11 protein-coding genes are annotated in these 11,694 nt (G+C 46.8%); 10 read left to right on the top strand and 1 reads right to left on the bottom strand.

The annotated features are described in order from the left end of the window. Positions 1 to 246: 246 nt before the first annotated feature. A complete protein-coding gene (locus ACXAGC_RS19685; RefSeq protein WP_474846571.1) occupies positions 247 to 849 on the bottom strand; it encodes a hypothetical protein in 603 nt (200 codons plus the stop codon). Positions 850 to 1,168: 319 nt separating this feature from the next. On the opposite strand from ACXAGC_RS19685, the gene ACXAGC_RS19680 reads away from it, so the two are divergent. From ACXAGC_RS19680 to htpG, 10 genes are all read left to right on the top strand, one after another. Beyond that, on the top strand, positions 1,169 to 2,713 hold the full coding sequence (locus ACXAGC_RS19680) for a methyl-accepting chemotaxis protein (protein WP_474846569.1): 1,545 nt from the start codon (positions 1,169 to 1,171) through the stop codon (positions 2,711 to 2,713). A 110-nt stretch (positions 2,714 to 2,823) separates the two neighbouring features. Continuing rightward, positions 2,824 to 3,270, top strand: coding sequence for an HvfA family oxazolone/thioamide-modified RiPP metallophore (locus ACXAGC_RS19675; protein ID WP_474846567.1), 447 nt, complete (start codon positions 2,824 to 2,826; stop codon positions 3,268 to 3,270). Positions 3,271 to 3,339: 69 nt separating this feature from the next. Beyond that, positions 3,340 to 4,197 carry an HvfB family MNIO-type RiPP peptide maturase gene (locus ACXAGC_RS19670; protein WP_474846565.1) on the top strand — a complete coding sequence of 286 codons (858 nt, stop codon included), beginning with the start codon at positions 3,340 to 3,342 and terminating at the stop codon, positions 4,195 to 4,197. Continuing rightward, a complete protein-coding gene (locus ACXAGC_RS19665) occupies positions 4,194 to 4,934 on the top strand; it encodes an HvfC family RiPP maturation protein (RefSeq protein ID WP_474846563.1) in 741 nt (246 codons plus the stop codon). Before ACXAGC_RS19670 ends, ACXAGC_RS19665 begins: the two co-directional genes overlap by 4 nt. Before the next feature lie 116 nt (positions 4,935 to 5,050). Further along, positions 5,051 to 5,173 carry a hypothetical protein gene (locus ACXAGC_RS19660; RefSeq protein WP_269748644.1) on the top strand — a complete coding sequence of 41 codons (123 nt, stop codon included), beginning with the start codon at positions 5,051 to 5,053 and terminating at the stop codon, positions 5,171 to 5,173. A 15-nt stretch (positions 5,174 to 5,188) separates the two neighbouring features. Continuing rightward, entirely contained in the window at positions 5,189 to 5,725 is a 537-nt protein-coding gene (gene apt, locus ACXAGC_RS19655; protein ID WP_119501897.1) for an adenine phosphoribosyltransferase, read from the top strand. 15 nt (positions 5,726 to 5,740) lie between these two features. Beyond that, a complete protein-coding gene (gene dnaX, locus ACXAGC_RS19650) occupies positions 5,741 to 8,386 on the top strand; it encodes a DNA polymerase III subunit gamma/tau (RefSeq protein WP_474846560.1) in 2,646 nt (881 codons plus the stop codon). A gap of 35 nt (positions 8,387 to 8,421) precedes the next feature. Then, the gene (locus ACXAGC_RS19645) at positions 8,422 to 8,748 is read left to right on the top strand and encodes a YbaB/EbfC family nucleoid-associated protein (RefSeq protein ID WP_119501895.1); all 327 of its coding nucleotides are present in this window, start codon (positions 8,422 to 8,424) and stop codon (positions 8,746 to 8,748) included. A gap of 3 nt (positions 8,749 to 8,751) precedes the next feature. After that, positions 8,752 to 9,351, top strand: coding sequence for a recombination mediator RecR (gene recR, locus ACXAGC_RS19640; protein WP_119501893.1), 600 nt, complete (start codon positions 8,752 to 8,754; stop codon positions 9,349 to 9,351). A 160-nt stretch (positions 9,352 to 9,511) separates the two neighbouring features. Further along, the gene (gene htpG, locus ACXAGC_RS19635; RefSeq protein WP_474846557.1) at positions 9,512 to 11,434 is read left to right on the top strand and encodes a molecular chaperone HtpG; all 1,923 of its coding nucleotides are present in this window, start codon (positions 9,512 to 9,514) and stop codon (positions 11,432 to 11,434) included. The last annotated feature ends 260 nt before the right edge of the window (positions 11,435 to 11,694 follow it).

Here is an 11,694-nt window from a genome sequence, read left to right as displayed (position 1 = left end):
TAGCGGCGATGGTAGTGTGGGGTCTCCCCATGTGAGAGTAGCACACCGTCAGGCTCCCAATTCGAAGAAGCCCGCTCATCTGAGCGGGCTTTTTTCGTTTCTGTTCTCTGTTCAAAATCTTCCTGTGCCTCTATTCATTATAGTGCTCGATTCAAACATAGAATATGCTCTCATAGTTGCCTGCATTCACTGTAAAGCGGGCAGTAAAAAGCCCGCAGATGCGGGCTTGTATCATTGAATGTAAGATTATAGAAAGATGAGTACACTTTCATCCGGTACGATATCGAAATCATATTTTCCGTAATCAGCAAAACCCGGACAATTATTTACAGTACCCTCAAGTACAATCGTACCTGATTGCAGGTTCTCATATACACCGGTTGCTCCCACCAGGTTCACGTATTCTTTAATGATCATCGGCTCACCACCTGAGCAGAATAAATCCCCCTGAAGCGGGATAAACACATCGTATGCAGAATGAAGTGAGAATGTTCTGTCATCGTCAATCATGACATGAGAAATTACAGGTCCGGCAGTAAAAAAGTTTGTCAGATCGATAGTGCCTTTCAGCACACCTTTAACTTTTTCCTGTTTCTTAATGGATTTGCGTTCTTCTTTTGAAAAGGATTTCCAGTCAGTGCTTTTCAGGACTATCTCAAATTGTCCAAGTTGTTCAAGTTTTACCAGGTCTGTAGAAACATCAAAAGTCTCAACAGTACCTTTGGTAATTGTGTAAGTTCCTTTTACTACACGGCTGTCAGAGCTGTCTTTATCATGTTTAGCCAGTACAGGTGTCGAAAGGTATAAGGCAGAAAACACAGAAGCAGCAACAAGAGAATTCATTTTCATAAATTTCCTTATAAGTATTCCATAGTTGTGGCGTCTATTTGCGCCGGAGATAAGAGGTAAATGACCTTCAGGTGTGACTACGTAAACACTATCTAATCGGGTCGGCCCGGTTCAGCATAAACTTTTATACACCAGTATAGTTTTCATTTAAATCTCTTATATTCAGCAAATGTAATTAAATCCCGCTGGCGGAATACAGATCTCAGATTAGTCCCATTTCTTGAATTCTAATCGACTATTGTCTTATCTATTTTGATGTTAACAAATTGTTTTAATGGGCTATAGTTTAACCATAACAACAATGAGGAAGTAAGCGGGCGTGAAAAATTCAATTATCTCCGGGTTACTGGCCCTGGTAACCGTTTCGGTGTGTGGTCTATTTGATATAGCCTTCTGGTGGGTCGCTGTTGCCGTGTTCTTTGTAGCACTTATACCCGCTCTTTTATTTCCTCAGCAGAACAACGTTGTTGCCGGCACTGACGGGCAAGATGATGCTGACTCGAAATTAGGTGAGTCAATCAGCCAGTCTGCTAGCCGGATTGCCATAGGTGGAGCAACGGTTTCCCACTTTCTGGATAAACTTGCCGCAGTATTTAAAGAGCAGGCCGATAGTGTTCAGGAAATCGCCGGCAGTATTAAGCACCTTGAAGAAGGTAATCTTCAACTTGTGGGATTCTCCACAGATGCTCAACAAAAAATCCAGGCAGCAGATGATAAAACTCAGGATTGTAAGCAGGCTCTCTGTCAGTTGGTTGAACAACAAAGTCAGCTTCGTAGTGAAATTGAAGCCTCAGCGGATATGCTCGCCACATTAAAGAGCAAGGCCGATTCCATCAGCGGCATCACCACTACCATTAACCAACTGGCTGACCAGACTAATATGCTCGCTTTAAATGCTGCTATCGAAGCTGCAAGGGCCGGAGAGCAGGGGCGGGGATTTGCTGTTGTTGCCGATGAAGTGCGCGATCTCGCTCAAAAGACAACAAATGCTACCCAGGGCATTGACGATGTACTCAATGAAATTAATCGCTACAGTCAAACTTCTGTAGATGCCATTGAAAAAGTTTCAGCAGCCAACGGCGCCATGTCGGACGTCGTAAACCATATGTCATCTCTGATTGAAGAAACCAGCATTATTTCTACAGAAGCGGCAAACTCAATGGGGCAGGTCGCCAGTACAGTAGAAGTGCACGGCAATACCAACAGAGGAATAAGTGTCAATGCTGAAAGGTTACATCAGCACACTAAGCATCTTGAAGGCGATCTGACAGATGTTTCAGAGAAAGTACTGGCACTTAGTTACCACACCGAGGGTATTTTCCGGCAATTACAGGCATTGCGGGTGAATGACCGTAACGGAAAAGTCCAACGGATCGCCACGAGGACCGCCCAAAAGATTGGTCAAATGTTCGAAGAGGCTATTACCAGTGGAAAAATCTCTGAATCAGATTTGTTCAGCTTTCACTATGAACCGGTGAAGGGGACCAATCCGCAAAAATTCACTACAAGGTTTGATTCATTTACTGATGTTTTGCTTCCTCCGGTCCAGGAACCTGTCCTTGAGGAAAATAACTTTATTATTTATGCCGGGGTGGTGGACATTAACGGTTACTTTCCGACCCACAATAAAAAATTCAGCAAACCTATGACCGGTGATTACGACACTGACCTGGCGAACAGCCGGACGAAACGCATTTTCGATGATCCTACCGGTTCACGTTGCGGAAAGAATACAGAGAGTTTTCTGCTGCAAACCTACAAACGTGATACCGGAGAAGTGATGCACGATTTGTCTGCACCGATTTACATTAACGGAAAACACTGGGGCGGTTTTCGGATAGGCTATAAAGCAGAAGATGTATGAAGCATAATGAAAAAATGCATTAAAAAGAAATTTTTCATCTCATCGTCAGGTCTTTATGCACTGAGGTCGTTTGAACGTAAATTAAAAAGTTATCGTGCTGGAGTGAATTTATGAAAGAAGCTAAACGTAATCTGGTTGCAGGTACCATCGGTGCTGCAGTGTTAAGTGCCGGCGCATTTACATCGTCTGCAATGGCAAATCCGTTCGGTATGGATGCACTGGAATCCGGATATAAGCAAATCGCGGCAGAAGGAAAATGCGGTGAAGGCAAATGTGGTTCCGATAAAATGAAAGATAAAGCCAAAGCGGCAGCAGAAGGTAAATGCGGTGAGGGCAAGTGTGGCGCCGACAAGATGAAAGACAAGGCGAAAGCAGCAGCAGAAGGCAAATGCGGCGAAGGTAAGTGTGGTGCCGATAAAATGAAGGACAAAGCCAAAGCTGCGACTGAAGGTAAGTGTGGTGAAGGAAAGTGCGGCGCTGACAAAATGAAGGACAAGGTTAAAGAGAAAGCGGCTGAAGAAGGTAAATGTGGTGAGGGCAAATGCGGGAGTATGTAAACCGGCATGTGCTTTACTCGTTTTTGAAGTAACACCTTTGTTCGAAGTCACTAGTAATTTGGAGTTCTGATGTCTGTATCCGGTGCCGGGTTGGGTCTGCGGCGTGAAATGTTGCCTGACTTACTGCCACAGCTTCCTGACAGTGTCGATTTCTGGGAAGTTGCGCCGGAGAACTGGATCCCAATGGGCGGAAAGTTCAAAAAGCAATTGCAGGCCTGTACATCGCAGGCCGCCTTTTCGACTCACGGACTGTCATTGTCTGTAGGCAGTACGGATCCTCTTGATATCCCATTTATTAAACAAATCAAATCGTTCCTGCAGGAACATAGCATCAGCTTGTACAGCGAACATCTGAGTTTTTGTTCCGGTAACGGACACCTCTATGATTTGCTGCCAATACCTTTTTGTGAGCAGGCTGCAAAACATGTTGTGGAAAGAATCAAAATTGTACAGGACATTTTAGAGCGTCCGCTGGTGCTGGAGAATGTCTCTTATTACCTCGCACCAGAGCAGGACATGACAGAGCTGGAATTCCTGCTTTATATACTGGAAGAGTCTGACTGTCAGATGCTGCTTGATGTAAACAACCTCTACGTAAACAGTATAAATCACCAGTATGATGCCGTTGATTTCCTCAATGCACTGCCATCAAAGCGTATTGTTTATGGCCATATTGCCGGTCATTACGACGAGAGTGATAACCTTAAAGTCGATACCCATGGCAGTAGTGTCATTGAACCTGTGTGGGCGTTACTGGAAAAAGCCTACCGCAAGCACGGTGTTTTCCCTACGTTGCTTGAACGGGATTTCAATATTCCTCCGTTAGGTGAAATGCTGGAAGAGGTTGGCCGGATTAAGTCCATTCAGCAACGGGTATGCAATGAACGGGAAATTAAGGATAGCGAACTGACCGGATGTGCCGGATGACAGATTTCCGCGCAAGGCAGGCTGAACTTGCACAAGCCATGCGGGATCCTCAATCCGGCTTTGTTACCCATGAAGAGGATGGCGAAGAAAGGCTGTCTGTCTATCGCTCACTATTTTTTAATAATATAAAGAATTTTATCGCCGGCGGGTTTCCTGTGGTCAAAGAAGTCTTGGGCGAAGAGCAGTGGCTTAATCTCGTGCGGGAATTCATGCTTGAGCATGTTTGTGAGACCCCTTACTTTGTTGAAATCAGCCGCGAGTTTGTCCGTTTTCTGAGTCACTTTGATTGTACAGCCCGTGGTTATCCGGCTTTTTTATACGAGCTCGCGCATTATGAATGGCTGGAAATTGATGTCAGCGTACGCGACGAAGACCTGCCTTATAAATCCCGTTCAGGCGATTTATCAGAATGTTATGCATTGTCCGGTCTGGCCACCATTGCCAGTTACTATTATCCGGTACATCAAATCAGCAGCGAATGTCTGCCAGAAGAAATATCAGAGCAACCGCATAACTACGTGGTGTACCGTGACAAAAGTGATGACGTTCAGTTCATGGTTACCGAGCCATTAACGGCTTTATTGCTGACGATTATCAGCGAAGAGGCTTTGCCCGTTCGCGGTATCATCAGTCAGCTTAAAGCTGTCATTCCCCCCACTCAGGTTGAAGCGGTTGAACATTATTTGCCGCAAACACTCTCCGCGCTTACAGAAATGGGGATAGTGGTTAAAGCCTGACCGCTTGCCTCACCTTATTAACAATATTCGCTATAATGGAGAATAGCACTGTCATTCAGACTGTGTTTCGATTAACATTTACGACCATTTTGACTTAGAACTTTCAGGTATTGATTATGGCTGATAACGGCGAGTTTAAAGAAGTGTTTAACTGGTGGTACTTTCTGGCAATCGTTGCCACGTTAGTAGCTTTTCCTCTGTTGCATATCATAGCTGGCTGGTTCACTTTCTGGCTGTAATCAAAAGGCAAAGAAGTGACTGCTGAATATATAAAATCCGTAATAAAAACCGTACCCGACTACCCTAAACCCGGCATCATGTTCCGTGATGTCACCAGCGTGCTGGAAGATCACAAAGCATTTACTGCGTGTATCACGTTGTTGCTTGAGAAATTTCAGGGCATGCAGTTTGATAAAGTAGCCGGCACTGAAGCCCGTGGTTTCTTGTTTGGTGCTCCGCTGGCCCTTGAAATGGGTGTGGGTTTCGTACCGGTGAGAAAACCCAATAAATTACCCAGAGAAGTGGTAAGTGAATCCTACGAACTTGAGTATGGTATGGATACACTTGAGATCCACAAAGATGCCATCAAAGAAGGTGAGCGGGTGCTGTTAATTGACGATCTGTTGGCAACCGGCGGTACCATCGGCGCATCAGCAAAATTGATCCGTTCATTAGGTGGTATTGTTGAACATGCCGGTTTTGTTATCGGCCTGCCGGACCTTGGCGGCTATGAGAAATTAGCGGCGCTGAACATTGAATGCTATTCAATTTGTGATTTTGATGGTGAATAAGGAACAAGCGGTTTTATGAGTTATCAGGTTCTGGCAAGGAAGTGGCGACCACGAAAGTTTAGTGAACTCGTTGGTCAGGAACATGTTGTTACCGCCATCGCCAATGCATTAGATAACGACCGCTTACATCACGCTTATTTATTTACCGGTACCCGTGGGGTCGGTAAAACCACAATCGCACGTATCTTTTCAAAGAGTTTAAACTGCGAAGAAGGTCAGGGCGCTAATCCCTGTGGTGTTTGTGATACCTGTCGTGAAATCGAGCAGGGCAATTATGTTGACCTGCTCGAAATCGATGCGGCGTCACGTACCAAAGTGGAAGATACCCGCGAACTGTTGGATAACGTACAGTACAAGCCCACCCGAGGCCGCTACAAAGTGTACCTCATCGATGAAGTGCACATGCTGTCTAAGCACAGTTTTAATGCGCTGTTAAAAACCCTTGAAGAGCCACCACCTCATGTGAAGTTTCTGCTGGCAACCACTGATCCGCAAAAGCTGCCCATTACAATTCTGTCGCGCTGCCTGCAATTTAATTTAAAAGCGCTGTCCCGTGAGCAAATTTCAGGGCAATTGACCCACATATTGCAACAGGAATCCATTCCTTTTGAGGCACCGGCACTGGCTTTACTGGCCCGTGCAGCCCAGGGCAGTATGCGGGATGCGCTCAGTCTGACTGATCAGGCTATTGCACAAGGCGACAATCAGGTAGCGGCTGCCATCGTCACAGACATGCTCGGTTTGATGGACAGACATCAAATTCTCAAGCTGCTTTTCGCACTGGTGAAAAAGGATGCTCCGGGTCTGCTTGATATTGTGGCATCAATGGCTGAGCAAGCGCCGGATTTCGGTCAGGTACTGGCTGAACTGTCCAGTTTGTTACACCAGATAGCTTTAACCCAGTGGGTGCCTGAAACCTGTAAACTGGAAACGACATCTGCCAAAGCCATATATCAATTGGCAAAAGCGTTACCGGCAGAGCAGGTGCAGCTGTTTTATCAGATTGCCTTGCAAGGCAGAAAAGATTTGCCTCATGCTGCAGATGGTCGTTCAGCGCTGGAAATGACACTGTTACGAATGATGTCTTTTGCACCGGTTCCGTCCGGTGACGACAACCTTGAGTTGATTGTTGATGCGCAGGGCAGTGCGGAAATGCCGGTGTCACAAGCGTCTGCACAACCTGTTTCTTCTGCTCCGTCTGTAGCCTCAGCGCCAGAGACGCAAGTTGCACCGGTTCTTCAGCCGGCGCAAGAAACAGAAACGCAGAAACCTGAGGCTGCTCATGCGCCTGAACCGGCGGAGCACGGAACTGTTACTGAAGGAATTGTTACCGGAACAACTTCCGGGCCGGCAGACACAGATACTTCAGAAGATGTACATGCGCTGAATGCTGAACAGGCTGAAATTGAAAAAGCAGCGGCGGAATATCGCCAGCCTGCTATTTCTGAGCGTGCGCCCGCTGAACCGCCAGTTGTTAAGCCGGAGCCTGTACAAGATGAACCTGCACAGCCGGAACATTCGCAACAGCTTGAGTCCGGACAACAGGCTGAGCCTTCTGCACAGAATGGTCCGCCCCAGTGGGATGATATTCCTCCTGCGGATTATGATGATATGCCGCCTCCGGCTTACGAAGATGAGCATTATGAAGTACCGGCAGAACAGGCCGCGCCCGGGCATCAGTCAAACAATGTGACTCAGGCCGGTAGTACCGATTCATTGACGTCTATCGAAGAAATGTTAGCCCTGCGCCAGCAATTAAAAACTGGACGTAAGGAGGCTGCAGAAGCACCCGCAAAAAAGTCTGAAAACCAGAGTGATACCAGTGAGCGTGTCCGCAAGCTGAGTCAACGGGGTATAACGTCAGCCCCGCCTGTGGCAGACAATGAACCTGCTGAAACGGCGGCATCTGCACCGTCAGAGGATGATGCCTCGTCGCCGCCCTGGGGAAACCACTCAGTAACGACTGCACCTGAAACTGACGACTTTGCTGATAATGGTCAGTCTGAAGTTGATGATGCTCCTGCTTCACAACCCTCGTCCGGGCAGGAGGCATTTGCTCAGGAAATTGAAGTGCAGGCTGATGCCGGAATGGCTTTTGTTGATGATGAACAGGATTATACCGGCAATGTTACCCCGCAGAAGGATGAAAATCAGGCGCAAGGCTATCAACAAACTAACGTGCCTTCTGATAATGCTGTTGCCACTGCACCCACAAACCGCGTTCAAAGTGTCGATAGCGATGCTTTACCCGCTTATTTACCTGATGGCTCAAAATTATTACTCGGCCGTCAGATAGACAGCTGGAGTGAACGGGTTGCAGAACTGGGACTGGCCGGTTTAACCAAACAAATCGTATTAAATGCTGCTTTTTCGATAAAAGATCAGGATGTGACGCTTGAATTAGATGAGAGTCAGAGCCATCTCATAAATGACAATGCCGTTGCACAACTGAATGAGGCGTTATCTAAGGCGCTGGCGCATCCGGTCAATGTGAACATTGTTTACGGACAGCCAGCACAAACACCACTGACGTTACAGGCACGTATCGATGAAATGCGTCGTGCTTATGCGCATCAGGTGGTAAGCAACGATGAAAAATTTACGACATTACGGGATCTTTTTGCTGCAACAGTGCTCGAAGATACTGTTCAGCCCCGGTAATGACACACAATCAATAAATAGTGAGAGAGTCGACCATGTTTAAAGGTGGAATGGGAAATATCATGAAGCAGGCGCAACAGATGCAGGAGCGCATGCAAAAAGCACAGGAAGACCTGGCGAAAATTGAAGTGACCGGTGAAGCCGGAGCGGGCATGGTGAAAGTTACCATGACGTGCAATCACAATGTGCGCCGTGTCGATATTGATGAGTCGCTGATGGACGACGACAAAGACATGATAGAAGATCTGGTGGCTGCAGCCTGCAACGACGCTGTGCGTCGTGTACAGGAAACCAGTAAAGAGAAAATGGGCGACGTAACCGGTGGTATGCCATTACCTCCCGGCTTCAAAATGCCGTTTTAATCAATGAAATTCAGTCCGCTTCTGGGTGAGCTAATCGAAGCGCTCACCTGTTTGCCCGGTGTGGGCAATAAAAGTGCCCAGCGTATGGCGTTTCACCTCCTCGAACGAAACAGGGATGGCGCCATGAAGTTGGGCACGGTGCTGCATAATGCCATGGAGCACATTCAGCATTGCCAGCAATGCCGCACGTTTACTGAAGACGATGTATGTGAAATCTGCCGTTCGCCGAAACGTCAGGAAGCGGGTGTATTGTGCATTGTCGAAAGTCCGCAGGATGTGCTGGCCATCGAGCAAACCATGACATTTACCGGCACATACTTTGTCTTGATGGGACATTTGTCGCCCATCGACGGCATCGGGCCGGCTGATATCGGGCTGACCGAACTGGAAACGCGACTTAAAGCCTCTCCGGTATCTGAAGTCATTCTGGCAACTAACCCTACGGTAGAGGGCGAAGCCACGGCACATTATATTGCGCAAATGTGTAACGGGCTTGATATCACGGCAAGCCGGATAGCGCATGGTGTACCGGTAGGTGGCGAATTAGAATATATCGACGGCAGCACGCTGACCCACGCGTTCTCCGGTCGCCGCACGCTTTAAGCTTCAGCATTTTTCTGCTCTGTCATTACCGTTGGCAGAGCATCATTTCACTCAATTTTATCAAATCTGATAAAAACCCCACTTTTCAGGTTGAAATTATTCTGGCCCGACCCTACTTCCTAGACTGAAATTGATTCAAATAGCTAGGAGACTCTGGTTTATGGCTGAAGCAGCCCAACAAGAAAAACATGGTTTTCAGACTGAAGTAAAACAGCTTCTGCAACTGATGATTCATTCTTTGTATTCCAACAAAGAAATCTTCCTTCGTGAACTGGTATCGAACGCAGCAGATGCCGCCGATAAGTTACGCTTCCGTGCACTGGAAAATAACAGTCTGTACGAAGGCGACGGCGAACTGAACGTGAAGATCAGTACCGATGCTGATGCAGGTACCATTACCATTGCTGATAACGGCATTGGTATGACAAAAGAAGAAGTTATTGCGAATCTGGGTACCATTGCAAAATCCGGTACCAAAGATTTCTTCAGTAAACTTTCCGGTGATGCGGCAAAAGACTCACAACTGATAGGTCAGTTTGGTGTGGGCTTTTACTCAGCATTCATCGTGGCTGATAAAGTGACTGTAAGAACCCGTGCTGCCGGCACCGACGCCAGTCAGGGCGTTGAGTGGATTTCTGACGGTGAAGGTGAATTCACTGTAGCAGAAATTAACAAGCCTGCCCGCGGCACTGAAATCGTTCTGCACATTCGTGAAGAAGAAAAAGAGTTTGTTGATAACTGGCGTCTGCGCTCTATTATCAGCAAATATTCCGACCACATCAGCATTCCGGTGCAAATGTGGAAAGATGAGATCCCTGAAAGTGAAGGTCCTGACGGTGAAAAAACACCGGCTGTTCCCGGCGAATGGGAGAGTGTCAACAAAGCCACGGCATTGTGGACACGGGATAAGTCAGATATCTCTGAAGAAGAATATAAAGAATTCTATAAGCACATTTCTCATGACTTTGCTGATCCATTGGCATGGGCGCACAACAAAGTAGAAGGTAAGAGTGAGTACACCAGTTTACTTTACATTCCTTCTAAAGCGCCGTTTGATATGTGGAACCGTGATCAGAATCATGGCCTGAAGCTCTATGTCCAGCGTGTATTCATTATGGATGACGCTGAACAGTTCATGCCAACATACCTGCGTTTCGTAAAAGGTCTGCTTGATTCTAACGATCTGCCGCTGAACGTATCCCGCGAAATTCTGCAGGACAACAAAGTCACCCAGACATTGCGTCAGGGTTGTACTAAACGCGTATTGCAGATGCTGGAGAAAATGGCGAAAAACGACAGCGAAAAGTATCAGTCGTTCTGGGGTGAATTTGGTAACGTGCTGAAAGAAGGTCCTGCCGAAGACTTCAGCAACAAAGATAAAATTGCCGGCCTCCTTCGCTTCTCGTCAACTCATGGTGATTCAGATGCGCAAACTGTGTCTCTGGATGATTACATTGCTCGCATGAAGGAAGGTCAGGACAAAATTTACTTTGTCACCGCTGACAGTCTGCAAGCAGCGAAAACCAGCCCGCACCTGGAGTTCTTCCGCAAGAAAGGCATCGAAGTGTTGCTGATGGGCGAGCGCATTGACGAATGGTTAATGTCTCACCTGACTGAGTACAATGAGAAGTCTTTCCAGTCTATTGCTAAAGGTGATTTAGATTTAGGTGACCTTGACGACGAGGAAACCAAAAAGGCGCAGGAAGAAGCAGAAAAAGAAGTGGAAGGTGTGCTTGAGCGCGCGAAAACTGCATTGGGTGACAAAGTTGTCGACGTGAAATTTACTCACCGTCTGACAGAATCACCTGCGGTGATCACGGCTGATGAAAACGGCATGACCACGCAGATGATGAAGCTGATGCAGGCTGCCGGTCAGACAGTACCGGATGTGAAATATCACTTCGAACTGAACCCTGAGCACCAGTTAGTGAAAAAGCTGGCTGATGTACAGGATGAAGCCCTGTTTAATCAGTGGGTAGGCGTATTGTACGATCAGGCAGCATTGTCTGAGCAGGGCAGTCTGAAAGACCCGTCCAGCTTTGTACGCAATTTAAACAGTCTGTTAATGAGTATGGCAAAATAAAGCCGGTTCACCGACTGTAAACATATGAAAACGGGTCCTTATGGCCCGTTTTTATTTTAACTATCACTTAAATTTATTTAGGTGAGATATTTCTTTACAAATCAATACACTGTTCCTGCTGCTTAACCTTTAACGACTGGCTGTTAAAGAAATGTATGTCTTCACGCCTTCGAATGCCCTTACGACTATTGTTCATAAACCATGCGACATAGGTCGTATAATCTGACTCTGTACTTGCTATGGGCTTGTTTCGCTGATGC

The sequence above is a fragment of the Alteromonas sp. AWJ4_197 genome, from assembly GCF_056160285.1.
Note: the sequence above shows the minus strand (reverse complement) of the source record. Positions and strands in the feature narration are given on the sequence as shown.

Bases quoted from the DNA above. Each gene is read 5' to 3' on its own strand.
- ACXAGC_RS19685 (WP_474846571.1), bottom strand. From the start codon at position 849: ATGAAAATGAATTCTCTTGTTGCTGCTTCTGTGTTTTCTGCCTTATAC.
- ACXAGC_RS19675 (WP_474846567.1), top strand. From the start codon at position 2,824: ATGAAAGAAGCTAAACGTAATCTGGTTGCAGGTACCATCGGTGCTGCA.
- ACXAGC_RS19670 (WP_474846565.1), top strand. From the start codon at position 3,340: ATGTCTGTATCCGGTGCCGGGTTGGGTCTGCGGCGTGAAATGTTGCCT.
- ACXAGC_RS19665 (WP_474846563.1), top strand. From the start codon at position 4,194: ATGACAGATTTCCGCGCAAGGCAGGCTGAACTTGCACAAGCCATGCGG.
- ACXAGC_RS19660 (WP_269748644.1), top strand. From the start codon at position 5,051: ATGGCTGATAACGGCGAGTTTAAAGAAGTGTTTAACTGGTGGTACTTT.
- dnaX (WP_474846560.1), top strand. From the start codon at position 5,741: ATGAGTTATCAGGTTCTGGCAAGGAAGTGGCGACCACGAAAGTTTAGT.
- ACXAGC_RS19645 (WP_119501895.1), top strand. From the start codon at position 8,422: ATGTTTAAAGGTGGAATGGGAAATATCATGAAGCAGGCGCAACAGATG.
- recR (WP_119501893.1), top strand. From the start codon at position 8,752: ATGAAATTCAGTCCGCTTCTGGGTGAGCTAATCGAAGCGCTCACCTGT.
- htpG (WP_474846557.1), top strand. From the start codon at position 9,512: ATGGCTGAAGCAGCCCAACAAGAAAAACATGGTTTTCAGACTGAAGTA.